The sequence below is a fragment of the Citrobacter portucalensis genome (genome assembly GCF_002042885.1).
GTDB lineage: Bacteria > Pseudomonadota > Gammaproteobacteria > Enterobacterales > Enterobacteriaceae > Citrobacter > Citrobacter portucalensis.
Genome location: NZ_MVFY01000017.1, coordinates 15453 through 36266, shown reverse-complemented (window position 1 = coordinate 36266; position 20814 = coordinate 15453). Strand labels below are relative to the sequence as shown.

Below are 20814 nucleotides of genomic sequence, written 5' to 3'. Positions count from 1 at the left end.
TATCCCTTTTTGCTGATAGCCTTCGCGGTTGTCAGCGACCTTCTGTTTTTTCCCGTCGCGCTGAGTCAGGCTGTTTAATGGTCTGAAACCCAATTTGTTTCTGTGTGCCCTCCGAACTGTCCGATAATTTTTTGCATTGGGAGTCCCGGTCATGCTGAGCGCATTTCAACTGGAAAACAATCGTTTAACTCGCCTTGAGGCAGACGAGATCGAGCACCTGGCCAGTTCGGTTTGGGTCGATTTAGTCGAGCCGGATGACGAAGAACGAAACCGTGTGCAAAAGGACTTGGGCCAGAATCTGGCTACGCGCCCTGAACTGGAAGACATCGAAGCATCCGCACGTTTTTTTGAAGACGAAGACGGTCTGCACATCCACTCCTTCTTCTTTTACGAAGACGCCGACGATCACGCGGGTAACTCAACCGTCGCATTTACCATTCGCGAAGGCCGCCTGTTTACTCTGCGCGAGCGCGAACTGCCGGCCTTCCGCCTGTACCGCATGCGTGCGCGTAACCAGGCTATGGTGGATGGCAACGCCTACGAGCTGTTGCTCGACCTGTTCGAAACCAAAATTGAACAGCTGGCGGATGAGATCGAAAACATCTACAGCGACCTGGAAAAACTCAGCCGTGTGATCATGGAAGGGCGTCAGGGCGATGAATATGATGAAGCGCTGTCGACGCTGGCGGAACTGGAAGATATCGGCTGGAAAGTACGTCTGTGTCTGATGGATACCCAGCGCGCGCTGAACTTCCTGGTGCGTAAAGCGCGTTTGCCGGGCAGTCAGCTGGAGCAGGCGCGTGAGATCCTGCGCGATATCGAGTCACTGCTGCCGCATAATGAATCGCTGTTCCAGAAGGTTAACTTCCTGATGCAGGCGGCGATGGGTTTTATCAACATCGAGCAGAACCGCATCATCAAGATCTTCTCGGTGGTTTCTGTGGTATTCCTGCCGCCGACGCTGGTGGCTTCCAGCTACGGGATGAACTTTGAGTTTATGCCGGAATTGCACTGGAGCTTCGGTTACCCGGGCGCGATTGTCTTTATGATGCTCGCGGGACTGGCGCCGTATCTGTACTTTAAGCGCAAGAACTGGCTGTAATAACTGTACTTATCCGGCCTACGGCGATGTGCTTTTGTAGGCCGGATAAGCGAAGCGCCATCCGACACTCCCCTAGCTCCGACGAACCCGTCGTTGCGTATAAATCGCATCCATCACGAAAATCGCCAGCGCCACCCAGATAAACGCAAACGTGACCATTTTATCCGTTCCCGGGACTTCACCGTAGAAGGTGACGGCCAACAGGAACATCAGCGTAGGCCCGATATACTGGAAGAATCCCAGCGTGGACAGACGCAGGCGGGTTGCCGCGCCGGTAAAGCACAGCAGTGGAATGGTGGTCACGACACCCGCGGCAATCAGCAGCAGGTTGAGCGACATGGGGTTTTGCCCCATATGGCTGGTTGAGCTGTCCGCAATGCCAAACAGATAGATGGCGGCGACAGGTAAAAGCCACAGGGTTTCGATCAGCATGCCGGTTTGTGCTTCGACGGCAATCTTCTTGCGCACCAGCCCATAGAATGCAAAGCTGAACGCCAGTCCCAGCGCGATTATTGGCAGCGATCCGAAGGTCCACAGCTGTACCAGCACGCCGCAGGCGGCTAACAGTACCGCCAGCCACTGCATGCGACGAAAGCGCTCACCGAGGAATAGCATTCCCAGCACAATATTCACCAGTGGGTTAATAAAATAGCCGAGGCTGGCTTCCAGCATATGGTGATTATTGACCGCCCAAATGAACAGCAGCCAGTTTCCGCCGATGAGCACTGCAGAGAGCGCCAGCAGGAAGATCTTCTTTGGCGTTTGTAGCAGCGTTTTGACGCCTGACCACTGGCGGCTGATGCTCATCAGTACCACCATAAAGAAAAATGACCAGATGACGCGGTGCGTCAGGATCTCATCCGCCGGGACATAGTAAATCAGCTTGAAGTAGGCGGGAGCGATACCCCAAATAAAATAAGCAGCAAGAGCGAGTAGCACGCCCTGCCGCGTTTGTTTAGCATCCATCGGGAAAACTCATTGCAGAAATGTAACAGCAGTTTACCTTTTTTTAGGCACTTACCCCACCATATAAGTGGCGGTTGCGCTGGCAATATAAAGCTGTTCTTCGTTATGCAATTCCACTCGCGCAACAGCGACTTTATTACCCGCCCGCAGCAGGCTACTGGTGGCGGTAAAGCGATTCCCTCTTCCGGGGCGCAGATAATCAACACGCAAATCGATTGTACCCATGCGTGACATCCGCTGACGCAGTTCGTCCTCGCTGATCGTTTCATGGCGGGTCAGCGTACTCCCAACGCATACCAGCCCGGCGGCGACGTCCAGCGCCGAGGCGATCACGCCGCCATGCAGAATGCTTTGCGCCCAGTTGCCGACCATCATCGGTTGGTTATTAAAGGCTAATTGAGCAAATTCTTTCTCATAGCGTTCAAGCTCCAGTCCCAGCGCCCGATTAAACGGCATATGATAGACAAACATTTCACCCACTAACTTCAGCGCTTCCTCAGCAGTAAGTACGGCAGACATACGATCCCTACACCTCAATGGTTAATGAAATGTTGATATTATGCTTATTATTTGTTGTTTTCTACTTTAGGACGGGATGACTAACGAGTAACTAGCTAAGTATGTAGAATACTTGCCAGATAATTATACAATTCATCAATATTTTGGTTCAGGAGAACATTACCGATGCGGGCGATTCTGGGATGGTTACTACCAGCAATTATGCTGCCGTTGACCGCGTATGCGCAGGAAGCGACAGTGAAAGAGATTCATGATGCACCGGCGGTTCGTGGCAGTATTATCGCCAATATGCTGCAGGAACATGACAACCCTTTCACGCTTTATCCTTATGATACCAACTATCTTATTTACACCAATACCAGCGACATGAACAAAGAGGCGATCAGCAGTTATAGCTGGTCCGAAAATGCGCGCAAAGATGAGGTTAAGTTTCAGCTAAGCCTGGCGTTTCCGCTCTGGCGCGGGATATTAGGCCCAAACTCGGTACTTGGTGGTTCCTATACCCAGAAGTCCTGGTGGCAGCTTTCGAACAGTGAAGAGTCTTCACCGTTTCGCGAAACCAACTACGAACCGCAATTGTTCCTCGGTTTCGCCACCGACTATCGCTTTGCCGGTTGGACGCTTCGTGATGTCGAAATGGGTTATAACCATGACTCCAACGGCCGTTCCGATCCCACGTCACGTAGCTGGAACCGTCTTTATACCCGTCTGATGGCTGAAAATGGTAACTGGCTGGTGGAAGTTAAGCCGTGGTACGTGATTGGTAGCACCGACGATAACCCTGATATCACTAAATACATGGGCTACTATCAGCTGAAAATGGGGTATCACCTGGGTGACGCTGTTATCAGCGTGAAAGGCCAGTACAACTGGAATACCGGCTACGGCGGTGCAGAGCTGGGGGCCAGTTATCCCATTACGAAGCATGTGCGTCTATACACTCAGGTCTACAGTGGTTACGGCGAATCGCTGATTGACTACAACTTCAATCAGACGCGTGTTGGTGTGGGCGTGATGCTCAACGATATCTTCTGATAAGTATTGAGAGTATTTTAATCATTGCAGTTTCTCTCTCAGGCGCTGAAAATAGCGCCTGTTTTTATTTCGGGCGAATGGGGTTAATGTGGCGCAGGCGGAAGTGTTGAATCTGGAAATGGGCGCTAAACAGGTTTTGCAGGAAACCTTTGGCTACCAACAGTTTCGCCCCGGTCAGGAAGAAATCATTGATACCGTGCTCTCTGGTCGCGACTGCCTGGTCGTTATGCCGACCGGCGGCGGTAAATCCCTGTGCTATCAAATTCCCGCATTATTGCTAAACGGACTCACCGTTGTTGTTTCCCCGCTGATTTCCCTGATGAAAGATCAGGTCGATCAACTGCTAGCCAACGGCGTGGCGGCGGCGTGCCTGAATTCTACTCAAAGTCGTGAACAACAGCTTGAGGTGATGGCGGGCTGTCGCAGCGGGCAGATTCGCTTACTGTATATTGCGCCCGAACGCCTGATGCTGGATAACTTCCTTGAGCATCTGGCGCACTGGAATCCGGTGCTGCTGGCGGTTGATGAAGCGCACTGTATTTCGCAGTGGGGGCATGATTTCCGCCCCGAGTACGCTGCGCTGGGCCAGCTGCGTCAGCGTTTCCCGAAGCTACCGTTTGTGGCGCTGACCGCGACCGCGGATGAGACAACCCGGCTGGACATTGTGCGTCTGCTGGGACTCAACGATCCGTTAATTCAGATCAGTAGCTTTGACCGCCCGAACATTCGCTACATGCTGATGGAGAAGTTTAAGCCGCTCGATCAGCTGATGCGCTACGTGCAAGAGCAGCGCGGTAAGTCTGGCATTATCTATTGTAACAGTCGCGCCAAAGTCGAAGACACCGCCGCGCGTCTGCAAAGCCGTGGCATCAGCGCCGGGGCTTATCATGCCGGGCTGGAAAATGCCGTACGCGCCGAGGTGCAGGAGAAATTCCAGCGTGATGACCTGCAAATCGTAGTGGCGACCGTGGCGTTCGGTATGGGGATCAACAAACCTAACGTACGCTTCGTGGTGCATTTCGATATTCCGCGTAACATCGAATCCTATTACCAGGAAACCGGCCGCGCCGGGCGTGATGGCCTGCCTGCGGAAGCGATGCTGTTTTACGATCCGGCTGATATGGCATGGCTACGCCGTTGCCTCGAAGAGAAACCCGCTGGGCAACTACTGGATATCGAGCGTCATAAGCTCAATGCGATGGGGGCGTTTGCCGAGGCACAAACCTGTCGTCGTCTGGTGCTGCTGAACTATTTTGGCGAAGGGCGCCAGGAGCCGTGTGGCAACTGCGATATCTGTCTCGACCCGCCAAAACAGTACGACGGACTTATGGATGCGCGCAAAGCGCTGTCGACGATTTACCGTGTTAACCAACGCTTCGGCATGGGGTACGTCGTGGAAGTTCTGCGCGGAGCGAATAACCAGCGTATTCGCGAACTGGCTCATGACAAACTGCCGGTCTATGGCATTGGTCGTGAGCAAAGCCACGAACACTGGGTGAGCGTTATTCGCCAGCTTATTCACCTGGGCCTGGTGACGCAGAATATTGCTCATCACTCCGCGTTACAGCTAACAGAAGCCGCGCGTCCGGTGTTGCGCGGTGACGTTGCGTTACAGCTTGCTGTACCGCGTATTGTGGCGCTGAAACCGCGTGCGATGCAGAAATCCTTCGGTGGTAACTACGACCGCAAACTGTTCGCCAAATTGCGTAAGCTGCGTAAAGCCATTGCCGACGAAGAGAACATTCCGCCGTACGTGGTGTTCAACGACGCCACGCTGATTGAAATGGCAGAGCAGATGCCGGTTTCACCGAGTGAAATGCTAAGCGTAAACGGTGTGGGGATGCGTAAACTGGAGCGTTTCGGTAAAGAGTTTATGGCGCTTATTCGCGCACACGTTGATGGTGACGACGAAGAGTAGTCAGCCGGGCAAAAAAGTGCCAGGATGGTGACTCACTGAACTATTCCCCCGCGAGTCATTTTTATGTTAACGCTATTTTTCACCGTTGCGTTGGTGCATATCGTTGCGCTGATGAGCCCCGGTCCCGATTTCTTTTTTGTTTCTCAAACTGCGGTTAGCCGTTCGCGCAAAGAAGCTATGATGGGCGTGCTGGGCATTACCTGCGGCGTCATGGTCTGGGCTGGCGTGGCACTGCTCGGCCTGCATCTGATTATCGAAAAAATGGCCTGGCTGCATACCATTATTATGGTCGGCGGGGGGCTGTATCTGTGCTGGATGGGTTATCAGATGCTGCGCGGCGCGTTTAAAAAACAGGATGTTGCAGCGCCCACTCCGCAGGTGGAGCTGGCGCAGAGCGGACGCAGCTTTTTGAAAGGTCTGCTGACCAACCTGGCGAACCCTAAAGCCATTATCTATTTTGGCTCCGTCTTCTCATTGTTCGTTGGCGACAACGTGGGAACGGGCGCGCGTTGGGGGATCTTTGCTCTGATTATCGTGGAAACGCTGGCGTGGTTTACCGTGGTCGCCAGCCTGTTTGCTCTGCCAAAAATGCGTCGTGGCTATCAGCGTCTGGCGAAGTGGATTGATGGTTTTGCCGGTGCGCTGTTCGCAGGCTTTGGTATCCATCTGATTATTTCGCGCTAAGTTTGTTGCCCGCCTGGGACTCCCAGGCGGTATGCGGCTTATTGCGCAAGCTTCTGTAGCTCATCCTTCGAAAGGCCGGTCATTTCCATAATTGCATCGGTATCAAGACCTCGCTTGAGCATCGCTTTTGCTACATCAGTAAGGGCAATGCGCCTCCCTTCTTCACGGCCTATCTGCTTTAGTTGATCCGCCATTGTCATCAGTTTGTCTCCATGCTGCGGCACCCGCTGTGCCAGCTTATACAATAATGTCTGAACATCTTGTGTATTCCCTGCTTGCACCATGTAGTTTACCAGCACGGTTATTTGTTGTCCGCTCATCTTCTCCAGCATAAACAGGCGGGTAAGTTTATCCAGCAGCTGCGCCATGTCGCGCTGGCGAATGTGTTTTTGTACTAATGTCAGCGCTGCCATACTGCGATGCTGCATGATCTCATCATCTGGAATAACCGTCACATCCACCAACGGAAATGGTGTGCTGTAAAGTTGAAGGGCGGTTCCAGAATCCTCAAAGTGATCCAGCCAGTTCATTGAGCCTTGCCATGGTAAAAGAGCACTGGAATAACCAGCGGCAGAGTGTCGTTTCCAGCCTCAAGATGACGCTGCATCGCTGCGATAGCGTAGCGCATCAGGCGAAATGACATGTGCTTATCCGGTGAGCTTTGATGCTCAATGAGCACATGTACATAGCCATGTCCGCTGGTGGTTTCCAGTGAGTAGAGAATATCGCTGAAATAGGGGCGCAGATCGTCCTCCACAAAACTGCCTGATTCCAGACGGAGCGTTTCCAGTTTGCATATTTTGATTAACGAGGGAGGAAGATGAAGTTCGATAAAGTCCCGCGCGGTTTCCACGCGGGAGAGGAAGGTTTTAAATACTGCGTCATGTGGTGTTGTTACTTCCGCCATCGTTAATCATCCGTGAGTGGTGAATATGGCAGCATTCTGGCATTAGCAATTAACGTCTAACAGTGCAGAATATAAGGCTTTTCTCCCTTTGTGGCGAAGTACGAAAAGCCATGTTCAGAGGCTCTTACAGATAGCATTTCTTTGCGAGTGCCGTTCCATTTGTTAGGCATGCCTTGCCGATGCCAGCAGGGCGCCTATCAGCATAAATAGCGAACCAAACACTTTGTTGAGCGCCTTCATTTGCTTTGGCCCTTTAATCCAGCCAGCAATGCGCGTGGCCAACGTCGCGTAACCGATCATCACAATGATATCGACCACGATGGTTGTGACGCCAAGCACCACGTACTGCATCAACTGCGGTTCCTGCGGCAGGATGAACTGCGGGAACAGAGCGGCAAGGAAAACTATGCTCTTAGGATTGGTCAGATTAACAAAGACCGCGCGTTTGAACAGCCGGCTGCGCGATTGCGTATTCGCCATGGTATTCAGATCGATAGCACCCGCCGCGCGCCATTGTTGAATACCCAGCCAAATCAGATAGGCCGCTCCCGCCCACTTCAGCACCTCAAATGCGATCACCGAACGTGAAAATAGCGTTCCCAGTCCTACGCCAACCAGAACGATATGAATACCCAACCCGGTCTGCAAACCCGCAATCGACGCGCTGGCACCGCGATATCCGTGGCTGATGGCGGTGGTCATGGTATTGATTGCGCCAGAGCCTGGGGACAAGCTCAAAATAATAGAGGTCAGCAGGTAGGCGAACCACCATTCAAAGGTCATGAGAAACTCCCGGATTGTCTATTTTTATGCCACAATACGCTACTGCCGTTAGGTTGTGTCAGTGACGGCGAAAAAAACGATTTTACTTGGTCAGCGAGGCTGGATACCCGATGTTTCAGCAGCAAAAAGACTGGGAAACAAGAGAAAACGCGTTTGCTGCTTTTTCCATGGGGCCACTGACAGATTTCTGGCGTCAGCGGGAAGAAGCGGAATTTACGGGCGTGGATGATATTCCCGTACATTTTGTTCGTTTTCATGCAGAAAAAAACGATCGCGTCATCGTCGTCTGTCCTGGACGCATTGAAAGCTACGTGAAATACGCTGAACTGGCGTATGACCTGTTTCATTCTGGTTTTGACGTTCTCATTATCGATCACCGTGGCCAGGGGCGTTCCGGGCGTATGCTTTCGGATCCGCACCGCGGTCATGTCGATAACTTTAATGATTATGTCGACGATCTAACCGCCTTCTGGCAGCAGGAAGTGCTACCCGGCCCGTGGAGAAAACGCTATATCCTGGCGCATTCAATGGGCGGGGCGATTGCCACGTTATTCCTGCAGCGCCACCCGAATCAGTGTGATGCCATCGCGCTTTGCGCACCGATGTTTGGTATTGTGATGCGCTTTCCCGACTGGATGGTGCGCCATATACTGGACTGGGCCGAAGGGCATCCGCGGATCCGCGAAGGCTATGCGATGGGAACCGGGCGCTGGCGGGCGCTGCCGTTCGGTATGAATGCGTTAACCCATAGTCGACAGCGCTATCGGCGCAATCTACGCTTTTATGCTGATGAGCCGCGGTTGCGCGTTGGCGGCCCCACCTATCACTGGGTACGTGAAGGGATTCTGGCTGGCGAACAGGTTTTGGCTGGCGCCGGGGATGATGCGACGCCGACGCTGCTGATTCAGGCTGAAGAAGAGCGTGTGGTAGATAACCGCATGCACGATCGTTTTTGTGAACTCCGCGCCGCAGCGGGCCATCCTGTAGAAGGGGGTCAGCCGCTTGTCATCAAAGGCGCGTACCATGAGATCCTTTTTGAAAAGGACGCCATGCGCTCAGTCGCGCTTAACGCTATTGTCGAATTTTTCGACAAGCATAACTCATCCAGCGGAACCCGCTTTGCCTAGAGGTTGAATTTTCTTATGTATCAGGTTGTTGCGTCTGATTTAGACGGTACGCTGCTTTCTCCCGACCATACTCTGTCCCCTTATGCCAAAGAGACGCTGAAGTTATTGACCGCTCGCGGTGTTAACTTCGTGTTTGCGACTGGCCGTCATCATGTTGATGTGGGGCAAATTCGCGATAACCTCGGCATTAAAACCTACATGATCACGTCCAACGGCGCGCGCGTGCATGATTCTGACGGGAATCTGGTGTTTTCCCATAACCTGGATCGCGATATTGCCAGCGACCTGTTTGGCGTAGTGAATGCAAACCCGGACATCGTGACCAACGTATATCGTGATGATGAGTGGTTTATGAATCGCCATCGTCCGGACGAAATGCGTTTCTTCAAAGAAGCGGTGTTTAACTATTCACTGTTTGAACCTGCATTACTGGAGCCTGAGGGCGTCAGCAAAGTGTTCTTCACCACCGACTCTCACGAAAGGCTACTGCCGCTGGAGCAGGCGATTAACGCCCGCTGGGGCGATCGCGTCAACGTCAGCTTCTCTACGCTTACCTGTCTGGAAGTCATGGCTGGCGGCGTATCGAAAGGTCATGCGCTGGAAGCGGTAGCAAAAGCGATGGGCTACAGCCTGAAAGACTGCATCGCCTTTGGCGACGGGATGAACGATGCGGAAATGCTCTCCATGGCAGGTAAAGGCTGCATCATGGGCAACGCCCACCAGCGCCTGAAGGATCTGCACCCGGAACTGGAAGTCATTGGTCTTAATGCCGACGATGCCGTGCCACACTATCTGCGTGAACTGTTTTTGCAGTAACCTTCTGTTCATTAGTTGACCAGTTGTCAACTAAAAACTTCGCTACAATGGGTGTACCTTTTGTTAAGAGACATCCATTGTGGCGTTACTCATCATTACCACAATTCTGTGGGCCTTTTCCTTTAGCCTGTTTGGCGAGTACCTTGCCGGTCATGTCGATAGCTATTTTGCGGTGCTGGTGCGCGTTGGGCTGGCGGCGCTGGTGTTCCTGCCGTTTCTACGTACTCGTGGGCACAGCGTAAAAACGATCGGGCTGTATATGCTGGTGGGTGCCATGCAGCTTGGCATTATGTACATGCTGAGTTTTCACGCCTATCTGTACCTGACGGTTTCAGAACTGCTGCTCTTTACCGTGCTGACGCCGCTCTACATTACGCTGATTTATGATCTGATGAGCGGACGTCGTCTGCGCTGGAGTTACGCCTTTAGTGCGTTGCTGGCGGTGATTGGCGCGGGGATCATTCGTTACGATCAGGTGACCAGCCACTTCTGGACCGGTCTGCTGCTGGTGCAGTTGTCCAATATCAGCTTTGCCATTGGTATGGTGGGCTATAAACGTCTGATGGAGACGCGGCCAATGCCGCAGCACAACGCCTTTGCCTGGTTTTATATGGGCGCCTTTATGGTGGCTGTCGTGGCCTGGTTCATGTTGGGCAATGCGCAGAAAATGCCTGCAACCACGCTACAGTGGGGAATTCTGGTCTTTCTTGGCGTGGCGGCGTCCGGCATTGGTTACTTTATGTGGAACTACGGCGCGACCCAGGTGGATGCGGGCACGCTGGGCATCATGAACAATATGCATGTCCCTGCCGGACTGCTGGTTAACCTGGCTATCTGGCATCAACAACCTCACTGGCCAAGCTTCATCATTGGTGCGGCTGTGATAGTGGCTTCACTGTGGGTACATCGAAAGTGGGTCGTTCCGCACTCCGTACAAACGGTAGGTGATCGCAAGCGTGATTCCGCGCTGAGCGAATAAACGCTTCCGTGACCGGCTGTCGCTGCTCGCCATCACGCACGGCGGCGTACAGTCGGCTCCACAATCCATCACCCAGGGTCTTGGTCACTACCAGGCCCTGGCGTTCAAAGCTCTCCACCACCCAGTGCGGTAATGCCGCGATACCCATCCTGGCTGCAACCATCTGAATCAGCAGCAAGGTGTTATCCACGCTTTTCAGCGACGGACTAACGCCTGCAGGCTGCAGAAAATGCCGCCATACATCCAGTCGACTCCGCTGTACCGGGTAAATCAGCAGCGTCTCGCTGGCCAAATCTTCCGGTGTGATTTGTGTTTTGCTGGCCAACGGATGGTCAGGCGCCAGTACCAGGCGGACTTCAAAATCAAACATCGGTGAGTAGTGCAATCCGCTGCGCGGCAGGATGTCGGAGGTTAACACCAGATCCAGCTCATCCTGCTGTAGCGCTGGTTGCGGATCGAACGTCACGCCGGATTTAAAGTCCATCTCCACCTGCGGCCAGTTGGCACGAAAATTCTCCAGCGCGGGCGTCAGCCATTGAATACAACTGTGACATTCAATCGCAATTCGCAGCCGGGTTTGCTGCGGTTCGTTGCAGGCCTGCAGCGCACGACCAATTTGCGGCAACACCTGATTGGCTAACTGCAGCAGGATTTCTCCCTGCGGCGTAAAGCGCAGAGGCTGGCTTTTACGGATAAAAAGTCGAAAGCCAAGGCGCTGCTCCAGATCGCTGAACTGGTGAGAAAGGGCGGATTGGGTCTGATGCAACGTCGCCGCTGCGGCTGCCAGAGAACCACTATTCCGCAACGCCTGGAGCGTTTTCAGGTGTTTAATCTCGATCATGAAAGTCCTTCACTTCGGCATGAACAAATTGCGCTTGAGGAATATACAGTAACCGCCAATTATGGATGTGTAAACATCTGGACGGCTAAAATCCTTCGTCTTTTAAATTTATGGTGCGTTGGCTTCGTTTCCCCACCCCAGTCACTTACTTCAGTAAGCTCCTGGGGATGAGTAAACTTGCCGCCTTCCCTAAATTCAAAATCCATAGGATTTACATATAATTAGAGGAAGAAAAATGACAATATTGAATCACACCCTCGGTTTCCCTCGCGTTGGCCTGCGTCGCGAGTTGAAGAAAGCGCAAGAAAGCTACTGGGCGGGAAATTCTTCCCGTGAAGATTTGCTGACCGTTGGCCGCGAGCTGCGTGCCCGCCACTGGGATCAGCAGAAGCAGGCGGGTGTTGACCTGCTGCCGGTGGGTGATTTTGCCTGGTACGATCACGTGCTGACCACCAGCCTGCTGCTCGGCAACGTTCCGGCTCGCCATCAAAATAAAGACGGCTCGGTCGATATCGATACCTTATTCCGCATTGGCCGTGGCCGCGCACCAACGGGTGAACCCGCAGCGGCGGCAGAAATGACCAAATGGTTTAACACCAACTATCACTACATGGTGCCAGAGTTCACTAAAGGTCAGCAGTTCAAACTGACCTGGACCCAACTGCTGGATGAAGTGGACGAAGCGCTGGCGCTCGGTCACAAGGTGAAGCCTGTGCTGCTGGGGCCGGTAACCTACCTGTGGTTGGGTAAAGTGAAAGGCGAACAGTTTGATCGCCTGAGCCTGTTGAACGACATTCTGCCGGTTTACCAGCAGGTACTGGCCGAGCTGGCGAAACGCGGTATTGAGTGGGTGCAGATTGACGAACCCGCGCTGGTACTGGAATTGCCGCAAGCGTGGCTGGACGCCTTCAAACCAGCTTATGACGCGCTGACGGGTCAGGTGAAGCTGCTACTGACCACCTACTTCGAAGGCGTAACGCCAAACCTGGATACCATTACCGCGCTGCCAGTGCAGGGGCTGCACGTTGACTTCGTGCACGGCAAAGATGATGCAGCCGAGCTGCACACGCGTCTGCCAGTCGACTGGCTGCTGTCAGCGGGGCTGGTGAACGGCCGCAACGTCTGGCGTGCCGATCTCAGCGAAAAATACGCACAAATCAAAGATATCGTCGGGAAACGTAACCTGTGGGTGGCTTCTTCCTGCTCCCTGCTGCATAGCCCAATCGATCTCAGTGTGGAAACTCGCCTTGATGCAGAAGTGAAGAGCTGGTTTGCCTTCGCGTTGCAAAAGTGCGGCGAGCTGGCGCTGCTGCGCGATGCGTTGAATAGCGGTGATACGGCAGCAATTGTCGAGTGGAGCGCACCGATTCAGGCTCGTCGTCACTCTACCCGCGTACACAACGCCACAGTGGAAAAACGTCTGGCGGCAATCACCGCCCAGGACAGCCAGCGCGCTAACGCTTACCCGGTTCGTGCCGAGGCGCAACGTGCCCGCTTTAATCTGCCGGCATGGCCGACTACGACTATCGGTTCATTCCCGCAAACCACAGAAATTCGCGGCCTGCGCCTGGATTTCAAAAAGGGCAACCTGGATGCTGGGAACTATCGCACCGGAATTGCGGAACATATTAAACAGGCGATTGTTGAACAGGAACGTCTGGGTCTCGACGTGCTGGTACACGGTGAAGCCGAGCGTAATGACATGGTCGAATACTTTGGCGAACACCTGGACGGCTTCGTCTTTACCCAGAACGGTTGGGTGCAGAGCTACGGCTCTCGCTGCGTGAAGCCGCCGGTGGTGATTGGCGACGTCAGCCGCCCGGAAGCGATCACCGTGGAGTGGGCGAAATATGCCCAGTCGCTGACCGACAAACCGGTAAAAGGCATGCTGACCGGTCCGGTGACCATTCTCTGCTGGTCATTCCCGCGTGAAGACGTGACGCGTGAAACCATCGCGAAGCAGATCGCGCTGGCGCTGCGTGATGAAGTGGCGGATCTGGAAGCGGCGGGTATCGGCATCATCCAGATTGATGAACCGGCACTGCGTGAAGGTTTACCACTACGTCGCAGCGACTGGGCGGCGTATCTGGAGTGGGGCGTGGAAGCCTTCCGCATTAACGCGGCGGTAGCGAAGGATGAAACCCAGATCCACACCCACATGTGTTATTGCGAGTTCAACGACATCATGGACTCCATTGCGGCGCTGGATGCGGATGTGATCACCATCGAAACCTCGCGCTCTGATATGGAGTTGCTGGAATCGTTTGAAGAGTTCGACTATCCGAACGAAATCGGGCCGGGCGTATATGATATTCACTCACCGAACGTTCCGAGCGTGGAGTGGATTGAAGCCCTGTTGAAGAAAGCCGAGCAGCGCATTCCAGCAGAACGTCTGTGGGTGAACCCGGACTGCGGCCTGAAAACCCGCGGCTGGCCGGAAACCCGTGCTGCGCTGGCGAACATGGTCAAAGCGGCGCAGAATCTGCGTCAGGCGTAATTCATTGCCCGGGAAGCGCTTGCGCTTACCCGGGTTACAGGAAATCGCAATAGTTGTAGGCCCGGTAAGGCGTCGCCACCACCGGGCAATTAACGTTTATTTCTTCCCACCGTATTGCACGAACCACTCCAGCATTCTCTGCCAACCGTCTTTCGCGGACTCTTCGTGATAGCTCGGGCGATAATCGGCGTTGAACGCATGTCCGGCATCGGGATAGACCACGATTTCCGCTTTAGCATTGGCGGCGCGCAGTGCCTGGCGCATTGTTTCAACGGTATCTTGCGGAATGCTGGTGTCCTGGCCGCCATAAAGCCCCAAAACGGGGGCGTTAAGATCGGTTGCGATATCAACGGGATGTTTTGGCGAGTTGAGGGTTTTGTCGCCCACCAGTTTGCCATACCACGCCACGGCCGCTTTTAACTGCGGATTATGTGCGGCATACAGCCAGGTGATGCGTCCACCCCAGCAAAATCCGGTGATCATCAACTGGTGCGCATCTCCTCCGTTGCGGGAGGCCCAGCTGGCGACGTGGTCCAGATCGGCCAGTACCTGAGAGTCAGGCACTTTGGCGACAAGGCCACTAAGCAGCGTAGGGATATCGGCAAAGTCATTGGGATCTCCTTCGCGAAAATAGAGTTCTGGTGCGATAGCCAGATACCCTTCCAGAGCCAGACGACGGCAAACGTCACGAATGTGCTCATGAATACCAAAAATCTCCTGCACGACAATGACTACGGGCAGCAGGCCATCAGTCTGTTTTGGTCGTGCGTGATACGCTGGCATATCATCGCCTTGTGAAGGTATAGACGTTACACCGGCGATAATTGCATTATCCGGGGTGTGAACCGTGGTAGACGTCGGTGGAGATACAGCAGGTGCAAAGCCAGATTGTCGTGTTGTCATGGTATTCTCCGTACCCTTAAATATTCAGCAAAAAAGCGCATTGTTAACTATAGACACATGCAACGAACCACATTGCCTTAAACGGTCTATCTTTTGTGCAGGGCTTACTTATATCGCATCATTTATGTGATAAAGATCACTATTTGATGGTAATCGAATGCAATTGATTTACATCATAGTGATGACTGTCACGAAAATATGTTTATGCCTTCGGTAAAGTGTGTTTTTGCTTCTTCTGACAAAACCGATTCACAGAGGAGTTTTTATGTCTAAGTCTGATGTTTTTCATCTCGGCCTCACTAAGAACGATTTACAAGGGGCTACGCTTGCTATCGTCCCTGGCGACCCGGAGCGTGTGGAAAAGATCGCCGCGCTGATGGATAAGCCGGTTAAGCTGGCATCTCATCGCGAGTTCACCACCTGGCGTGCTGAGCTGGATGGTAAAGCCGTGATCGTTTGCTCTACCGGTATCGGCGGCCCGTCCACCTCTATTGCCGTAGAAGAACTGGCACAGCTGGGCATTCGTACCTTCCTGCGTATCGGTACGACTGGCGCTATCCAGCCGCATATCAACGTGGGTGATGTACTGGTTACCACTGCATCTGTTCGTCTGGACGGTGCAAGCCTGCACTTCGCACCAATGGAATTCCCGGCCGTTGCGGACTTCGAGTGCACCACCGCGCTGGTGGAAGCGGCGAAATCTATCGGCGCCACCACTCACGTGGGTGTTACCGCGTCTTCTGACACCTTCTACCCGGGCCAGGAGCGTTATGACACCTTCTCTGGTCGCGTCGTGAGCCGTTTCAAAGGCTCAATGGAAGAGTGGCAGTCTATGGGCGTCATGAACTACGAAATGGAATCTGCTACGCTGCTGACCATGTGCGCAAGCCAGGGTCTGCGTGCCGGTATGGTCGCGGGTGTTATCGTGAACCGTACTCAGCAAGAGATCCCTAATGCGGAAACGATGAAGCAAACGGAAAGTCACGCGGTGAAAATCGTGGTAGAAGCCGCGCGTCGTTTACTGTAATTATCCCTTCAATTCAAAAAGGCCGACGCGTTCGGCCTTTTTATTTTGCGTAGTGCCTCGCAGGAAATTCCTTTTAAACTGGACGTTTATACAGCACAATTCTATTTTGTGCGGGTAAGTCGTTGCTGTAAGGGGGCGTTGTGGATATTTCAATTATGATGAGTGCCGTGTTGGCGTTAGCCGCAGGGCTACTGGTAGGGTGGCTGGCGACAAAAGCACGCGCCGATCAAATCCGCGCCGACCTCATCGAAGAGCGACGTGAACTGGATATTGCGCTAAGCGCCGCTCGCCAGCAGCTCTCGCAGGAAGCACACTGGCGTGATGAGTGCGAACTCCTCAATAACGAATTACGCAGTCTGCACAGTATCAACACCTCTCTGGAAGCCGATCTCCGTGAAGTCACTACCCGGCTGGAAGCAACGCAACAGCATGCGGAAGATAAAATCCGCCAGATGATCAACAGCGAACAGCGTCTGAGTGAACAGTTTGAAAATCTGGCGAATCGTATTTTTGAGCACAGCAACCGCCGTGTTGATGAGCAAAATCGCCAAAGTCTGAACAGCCTGCTTGCGCCGCTTCGTGAACAACTGGACGGTTTTCGTCGCCAGGTTCAGGATAGCTTTGGTAAAGAGGCACAAGAACGCCATACCCTGGCACACGAAATTCGTAATCTCCAGCAACTGAATGCGCAGATGGCGCAGGAAGCGGTAAACCTGACGCGTGCATTAAAAGGCGATAACAAAACGCAGGGTAACTGGGGAGAGGTCGTACTCACGCGGGTACTCGAAGCCTCTGGTCTGCGTGAAGGTTATGAATATGAAACCCAGGTCAGCATCGAAAACGACGCCCGTTCGCGAATGCAGCCTGATGTCATCGTTCGGCTACCGCAGGGTAAAGATGTGGTGATCGATGCGAAAATGACGCTGGTCGCCTATGAGCGCTATTTTAACGCAGAAGACGAATACACCCGCGAAAGTGCATTGCAGGAGCACATCGCCTCGGTGCGCAACCATATTCGACTGCTGGGTCGCAAAGATTATCAGCAGCTTCCTGGGCTGCGTACGCTTGACTATGTGCTGATGTTTATCCCCGTTGAGCCCGCTTTTTTGCTGGCGCTCGACAGACAGCCCGAACTGATTACCGAAGCGCTTAGAAATAACATTATGCTGGTGAGCCCTACCACGCTGTTGGTGGCATTGCGCACGATCGCCAACCTGTGGCGCTACGAGCATCAGAGTCGTAATGCGCAACAAATTGCCGATCGGGCCAGCAAACTTTATGACAAGATGCGGTTGTTTGTGGATGATATGTCGGCAATAGGTCAAAGCCTGGACAAAGCCCAGGACAACTACCGACAGGCGATGAAAAAACTCTCTTCCGGTCGTGGAAACGTCCTGTCGCAGGCAGAAGCTTTTCGTAGTTTAGGCGTGGAAATTAAGCGCGAGATAAATCCTGAGCTGGCTGAACAAGCTACTACACAGGATGAGGAATACCGCTTGCGCTCGGTCCCTGAGACGCAACAAGATGCGTCTTACCCCGAGGATGAAGCGGTAAATCAGCAATCAAACTAGTCCATTTGGGGTAGTTGAACCCGGTAGAAGGGTAGGGCAAATTGGCCCAATCTGTTACACTTCTCGAACATTTTTTGGATGAGCAGGCACTGAGATGGTGGATAATTCACAAGAAACGACGCACTTTGGCTTTCAGACCGTCGCTAAAGAGCAGAAAGCTGACATGGTGGCCCACGTTTTTCATTCTGTGGCGTCTAAATATGACGTTATGAATGACTTAATGTCATTTGGCATTCATCGTTTGTGGAAGCGCTTCACCATTGATTGCAGTGGCGTGCGTCGCGGGCAAACCGTTCTCGATTTAGCAGGCGGTACCGGCGATCTGACGGCGAAATTCTCTCGCATGGTTGGTGAAACCGGCAAAGTTGTGCTGGCGGATATCAATGACTCAATGCTCAAAATGGGTCGCGAAAAGCTGCGTAATATTGGCGTGGTAGGTAACGTTGAGTACGTTCAGGCGAATGCGGAAGCATTACCTTTCCCTGACAACACGTTTGACTGCATCACCATCTCTTTCGGTCTGCGCAACGTAACGGATAAAGACAAAGCATTACGCTCCATGTACCGCGTATTGAAGCCGGGCGGACGTCTACTGGTGCTGGAATTCTCCAAACCCATAATCGAACCGTTGAGCAAAGCCTACGACGCATACTCTTTCCATGTTCTGCCGCGCATAGGTTCAATGGTAGCAAGCGATGCGGACAGCTACCGTTATTTGGCGGAGTCCATCCGTATGCATCCCGATCAGGACACCTTAAAAGCAATGATGCAAGATGCCGGGTTCGAAAGCGTTGATTACTACAACCTGACAGCAGGTGTCGTTGCGCTGCACCGTGGTTACAAGTTCTGACAGGAGAGTGGGGATGCCTTTAAAACCCTTAGTAACCGCAGGCGTTGAAAATCTGCTCAACACCTTTCTGTACCGTTCTCCTGCGCTGAAGTCAGCCCGAACGCGTTTACAGGGTAAGGTGCTACGTGTTGATCTCAAAGGATTTTCAACACCGTTAGTCCTGGTATTTAGCGAGCGCCAGGTCGATGTGCTGGGGGCATGGGAAGGCGAAGCCGATTGCACCGTAATCACATATGCCAGTGTGTTACCGAAATTGCGTGACCGACAGCAACTCACCACGCTTATCCGCAGCGGTGAGCTGGAAGTCCAGGGCGATATCCAGGTAGTACAGAACTTTGTTGCGCTGGCCGATCTGGCGGAGTTGGATCCTGCAGAACTGTTAGCACCCTATACCGGCGATATCGTCGCGGAAGGGGTCAGCAAAGTCTTGCGTGGTGGAGCGAAGTTCCTGTGCCATAACTTTCAGCGCCAGCAGCGCTATGTCGCCGAAGCGATCACTGAAGAGTGGCGCATGGCTCCTGGTCCACTAGAGGTTGCATGGTTTGCTGAAGAAACGGCAGCCGTTGAGCGCGCGGTTGAATCTCTGGCCAAACGGCTGGAAAAACTGGAGGCCAAATGACGCCAGGTGAAGTACGGCGCCTTTATTTCATCATTCGCACTTTTTTAAGCTACGGTCTTGATGAACTCATCCCCAAAATGCGAATCACGCTGCCGCTTCGGTTGTGGCGTTACTCGTTGTTCTGGATGCCCAGCCGACATAAAGACAAACCGCTGGGAGAAAGGCTGAGACTGGCTTTACAGGAACTCGGCCCAGTGTGGATCAAATTTGGGCAAATGCTCTCTACCCGTCGTGACCTTTTCCCTCCGCACATCGCCGATCAGCTTGCGCTATTGCAGGATCGGGTTGCCCCGTTCGATGGGCTTAGAGCGAAAAAACAAATCGAAGAGGCTATGGGCGGGCTGCCCGTCGAGGAATGGTTTGATGATTTTGAGATCATGCCGCTGGCATCTGCGTCTGTTGCTCAGGTCCACACTGCGCGGTTGAAATCGAATGGCAAAGAGGTGGTGATCAAAGTTATTCGCCCGGACATACTTCCGGTCATCAAAGCGGATTTAAAACTGATCTACCGCCTGGCTCGTTGGGTTCCTCGTCTGCTGCCAGATGGGCGTCGCCTGCGACCAACAGAAGTCGTCCGTGAATATGAAAAAACGTTGATCGATGAACTGAATCTGCTGCGCGAATCGGCGAACGCCATTCAGCTACGACGTAATTTTGAAGATAGTCCGATGCTGTACATCCCGGAAGTGTATTCCGACTACTGCAGTCAGAACATGATGGTGATGGAGCGTATTTACGGCATCCCGGTTTCAGATGTCACCACGCTTGAGAAGAACGGCACCAATATGAAACTGTTGGCCGAGCGTGGTGTTCAGGTCTTCTTTACTCAGGTATTCCGCGACAGCTTTTTCCATGCGGATATGCACCCCGGGAACATTTTTGTCAGTTATGAGCACCCTGAAAACCCGAAATACATTGGTATTGATTGTGGGATTGTGGGCTCTTTAAACAAAGAAGATAAGCGTTACCTGGCTGAAAACTTCATTGCGTTCTTTAACCGCGATTACCGCAAAGTTGCTGAACTGCACGTAGATTCTGGTTGGGTTCCGCCGGATACCAACGTAGAAGAGTTTGAATTTGCCATTCGTACCGTGTGCGAGCCGATTTTTGAAAAGCCGCTGGCGGAGATTTCCTTTGGTCACGTGCTGTTGAATCTGTTCAACACTGCGCGCCGCTTCAATATGGAAGTTCAGCCTCAACTGGTATTGCTCCAGAAGACGCTGCTGTACGTTGAAGGTGTCGGACGACAACTCTACCCGCAGTTAGATTTGTGGAAAACGGCTAAGCCATTCCTCGAATCCTGGATTAAAGATCAGGTCGGTATTCCAGCGCTCGTTAGGGCATTTAAAGAAAAAGCACCGTTCTGGGTCGAAAAAATGCCAGAAATACCTGAACTGGTGTATGACAGTTTGCGCCAGGGCAAATATTTACAGCACAGTGTTGATAAGATTGCCCGCGAGCTTCACGCGAATCATGTACGCCAGGGACAATCCCGTTATTTATTGGGCATTGGCGCAACATTGTTGCTAAGTGGAATATTCCTGCTGGTAAGCCGCCCTGAGTGGGGGCTTATGCCGGGCTGGTTAATGGCGGGAGGCGTCATAGCCTGGTTGATCGGCTGGCGCAAAATGCGCTGAATTTTTCATCGCCCAAGGCAGGTCGTGTAACGT

At 53.0% G+C, this 20814-nt stretch carries 18 protein-coding genes and 1 pseudogene; 13 read left to right on the top strand and 6 right to left on the bottom strand.

Annotation, left to right across the window (positions count from 1 at the left end; all coding sequences use genetic code 11):
- Nucleotides 1-151 precede the first annotated feature (151 nt).
- Nucleotides 152-1102, top strand: a complete 951-nt coding sequence (gene corA / locus BZK40_RS20510; RefSeq protein WP_003017920.1) for a magnesium/cobalt transporter CorA — start codon at nucleotides 152-154, stop codon at nucleotides 1100-1102.
- 72 nt (nucleotides 1103-1174) lie between these two features.
- Here corA and rarD read toward each other — a convergent pair whose 3' ends face one another.
- Both rarD and yigI read right to left on the bottom strand, forming a co-directional pair.
- Nucleotides 1175-2068, bottom strand: coding sequence for an EamA family transporter RarD (rarD, locus tag BZK40_RS20505; RefSeq protein WP_003828953.1), 894 nt, complete (start codon nucleotides 2066-2068; stop codon nucleotides 1175-1177).
- A gap of 51 nt (nucleotides 2069-2119) precedes the next feature.
- Nucleotides 2120-2587 carry an acyl-CoA thioesterase YigI gene (gene yigI / locus BZK40_RS20500; RefSeq protein WP_003017917.1) on the bottom strand — a complete coding sequence of 156 codons (468 nt, stop codon included), beginning with the start codon at nucleotides 2585-2587 and terminating at the stop codon, nucleotides 2120-2122.
- 165 nt (nucleotides 2588-2752) lie between these two features.
- Between yigI and pldA the strand changes: the two genes are divergently transcribed.
- The 3 genes from pldA (at nucleotide 2753) to rhtC (ending at nucleotide 6224) form a co-directional block, all read left to right on the top strand.
- Nucleotides 2753-3622, top strand: coding sequence for a phospholipase A (gene pldA / locus BZK40_RS20495; protein WP_003828947.1), 870 nt, complete (start codon nucleotides 2753-2755; stop codon nucleotides 3620-3622).
- A gap of 88 nt (nucleotides 3623-3710) precedes the next feature.
- Entirely contained in the window at nucleotides 3711-5540 is a 1830-nt protein-coding gene (gene recQ / locus BZK40_RS20490; RefSeq protein ID WP_079935194.1) for an ATP-dependent DNA helicase RecQ, read from the top strand.
- Between the two features lie 63 nt (nucleotides 5541-5603).
- Nucleotides 5604-6224, top strand: a complete 621-nt coding sequence (gene rhtC / locus BZK40_RS20485; RefSeq protein WP_003828942.1) for a threonine export protein RhtC — start codon at nucleotides 5604-5606, stop codon at nucleotides 6222-6224.
- A gap of 38 nt (nucleotides 6225-6262) precedes the next feature.
- On the opposite strand, the pseudogene BZK40_RS20480 reads toward rhtC, so the two are convergent.
- Together BZK40_RS20480 and rhtB are read right to left on the bottom strand one after the other, a co-directional pair.
- Nucleotides 6263-7131 (bottom strand): annotated as a pseudogene (locus tag BZK40_RS20480) (Rpn family recombination-promoting nuclease/putative transposase).
- 162 nt (nucleotides 7132-7293) lie between these two features.
- Nucleotides 7294-7914 (bottom strand): homoserine/homoserine lactone efflux protein, encoded by a 621-nt coding sequence (gene rhtB / locus BZK40_RS20475; RefSeq protein WP_003828938.1) that lies wholly within the window; start codon nucleotides 7912-7914, stop codon nucleotides 7294-7296.
- Nucleotides 7915-8024: 110 nt separating this feature from the next.
- Here rhtB and pldB point away from each other — a divergent pair, with 110 nt between their 5' ends.
- The 3 genes from pldB (at nucleotide 8025) to BZK40_RS20460 (ending at nucleotide 10836) form a co-directional block, all read left to right on the top strand.
- The gene (pldB, locus tag BZK40_RS20470; RefSeq protein ID WP_003017911.1) at nucleotides 8025-9041 is read left to right on the top strand and encodes a lysophospholipase L2; all 1017 of its coding nucleotides are present in this window, start codon (nucleotides 8025-8027) and stop codon (nucleotides 9039-9041) included.
- Nucleotides 9042-9056: 15 nt separating this feature from the next.
- A complete protein-coding gene (yigL, locus tag BZK40_RS20465; protein ID WP_008787091.1) occupies nucleotides 9057-9857 on the top strand; it encodes a sugar/pyridoxal phosphate phosphatase YigL in 801 nt (266 codons plus the stop codon).
- Between the two features lie 79 nt (nucleotides 9858-9936).
- On the top strand, nucleotides 9937-10836 hold the full coding sequence (locus BZK40_RS20460; RefSeq protein ID WP_079935193.1) for a carboxylate/amino acid/amine transporter: 900 nt from the start codon (nucleotides 9937-9939) through the stop codon (nucleotides 10834-10836).
- Here BZK40_RS20460 and metR read toward each other — a convergent pair.
- On the bottom strand, nucleotides 10724-11677 hold the full coding sequence (gene metR, locus BZK40_RS20455) for an HTH-type transcriptional regulator MetR (protein ID WP_003017908.1): 954 nt from the start codon (nucleotides 11675-11677) through the stop codon (nucleotides 10724-10726). The genes BZK40_RS20460 and metR overlap by 113 nt on opposite strands.
- A 235-nt stretch (nucleotides 11678-11912) precedes the next feature.
- Here metR and metE point away from each other — a divergent pair, with 235 nt between their 5' ends.
- A complete protein-coding gene (gene metE, locus BZK40_RS20450; protein WP_079935192.1) occupies nucleotides 11913-14174 on the top strand; it encodes a 5-methyltetrahydropteroyltriglutamate--homocysteine S-methyltransferase in 2262 nt (753 codons plus the stop codon).
- 96 nt (nucleotides 14175-14270) lie between these two features.
- Here metE and BZK40_RS20445 read toward each other — a convergent pair whose 3' ends face one another.
- Nucleotides 14271-15077 carry a dienelactone hydrolase family protein gene (locus tag BZK40_RS20445; protein WP_003828924.1) on the bottom strand — a complete coding sequence of 269 codons (807 nt, stop codon included), beginning with the start codon at nucleotides 15075-15077 and terminating at the stop codon, nucleotides 14271-14273.
- Nucleotides 15078-15342: 265 nt separating this feature from the next.
- Here BZK40_RS20445 and udp point away from each other — a divergent pair, with 265 nt between their 5' ends.
- The 5 genes from udp to ubiB all read left to right on the top strand — a co-directional run bounded on the left by udp (nucleotide 15343) and on the right by ubiB (nucleotide 20781).
- The gene (udp, locus tag BZK40_RS20440; RefSeq protein WP_003828923.1) at nucleotides 15343-16104 is read left to right on the top strand and encodes a uridine phosphorylase; all 762 of its coding nucleotides are present in this window, start codon (nucleotides 15343-15345) and stop codon (nucleotides 16102-16104) included.
- Nucleotides 16105-16244: 140 nt separating this feature from the next.
- On the top strand, nucleotides 16245-17675 hold the full coding sequence (gene rmuC, locus BZK40_RS20435) for a DNA recombination protein RmuC (RefSeq protein WP_095533171.1): 1431 nt from the start codon (nucleotides 16245-16247) through the stop codon (nucleotides 17673-17675).
- Nucleotides 17676-17769: 94 nt separating this feature from the next.
- The gene (gene ubiE / locus BZK40_RS20430) at nucleotides 17770-18525 is read left to right on the top strand and encodes a bifunctional demethylmenaquinone methyltransferase/2-methoxy-6-polyprenyl-1,4-benzoquinol methylase UbiE (protein WP_003017897.1); all 756 of its coding nucleotides are present in this window, start codon (nucleotides 17770-17772) and stop codon (nucleotides 18523-18525) included.
- A gap of 13 nt (nucleotides 18526-18538) precedes the next feature.
- The gene (gene ubiJ / locus BZK40_RS20425) at nucleotides 18539-19144 is read left to right on the top strand and encodes a ubiquinone biosynthesis protein UbiJ (protein ID WP_003828918.1); all 606 of its coding nucleotides are present in this window, start codon (nucleotides 18539-18541) and stop codon (nucleotides 19142-19144) included.
- The gene (ubiB, locus tag BZK40_RS20420) at nucleotides 19141-20781 is read left to right on the top strand and encodes a ubiquinone biosynthesis regulatory protein kinase UbiB (protein WP_079935191.1); all 1641 of its coding nucleotides are present in this window, start codon (nucleotides 19141-19143) and stop codon (nucleotides 20779-20781) included. The genes ubiJ and ubiB overlap by 4 nt, the downstream gene beginning before the upstream one ends.
- Nucleotides 20782-20814 lie beyond the last annotated feature (33 nt).

Excerpts from the sequence above, each read along its gene's own strand:
- pldB (WP_003017911.1), top strand. The coding sequence starts at position 8,025 with ATGTTTCAGCAGCAAAAAGACTGGGAAACAAGAGAAAACGCGTTTGCT.
- corA (WP_003017920.1), top strand. The coding sequence starts at position 152 with ATGCTGAGCGCATTTCAACTGGAAAACAATCGTTTAACTCGCCTTGAG.
- ubiJ (WP_003828918.1), top strand. The coding sequence starts at position 18,539 with ATGCCTTTAAAACCCTTAGTAACCGCAGGCGTTGAAAATCTGCTCAAC.
- rhtC (WP_003828942.1), top strand. The coding sequence starts at position 5,604 with ATGTTAACGCTATTTTTCACCGTTGCGTTGGTGCATATCGTTGCGCTG.
- ubiB (WP_079935191.1), top strand. The coding sequence starts at position 19,141 with ATGACGCCAGGTGAAGTACGGCGCCTTTATTTCATCATTCGCACTTTT.
- yigI (WP_003017917.1), bottom strand. The coding sequence starts at position 2,587 with ATGTCTGCCGTACTTACTGCTGAGGAAGCGCTGAAGTTAGTGGGTGAA.
- pldA (WP_003828947.1), top strand. The coding sequence starts at position 2,753 with ATGCGGGCGATTCTGGGATGGTTACTACCAGCAATTATGCTGCCGTTG.
- BZK40_RS20445 (WP_003828924.1), bottom strand. The coding sequence starts at position 15,077 with ATGACAACACGACAATCTGGCTTTGCACCTGCTGTATCTCCACCGACG.
- yigL (WP_008787091.1), top strand. The coding sequence starts at position 9,057 with ATGTATCAGGTTGTTGCGTCTGATTTAGACGGTACGCTGCTTTCTCCC.
- udp (WP_003828923.1), top strand. The coding sequence starts at position 15,343 with ATGTCTAAGTCTGATGTTTTTCATCTCGGCCTCACTAAGAACGATTTA.
- metR (WP_003017908.1), bottom strand. The coding sequence starts at position 11,677 with ATGATCGAGATTAAACACCTGAAAACGCTCCAGGCGTTGCGGAATAGT.
- ubiE (WP_003017897.1), top strand. The coding sequence starts at position 17,770 with ATGGTGGATAATTCACAAGAAACGACGCACTTTGGCTTTCAGACCGTC.
- rhtB (WP_003828938.1), bottom strand. The coding sequence starts at position 7,914 with ATGACCTTTGAATGGTGGTTCGCCTACCTGCTGACCTCTATTATTTTG.
- rarD (WP_003828953.1), bottom strand. The coding sequence starts at position 2,068 with ATGGATGCTAAACAAACGCGGCAGGGCGTGCTACTCGCTCTTGCTGCT.
- metE (WP_079935192.1), top strand. The coding sequence starts at position 11,913 with ATGACAATATTGAATCACACCCTCGGTTTCCCTCGCGTTGGCCTGCGT.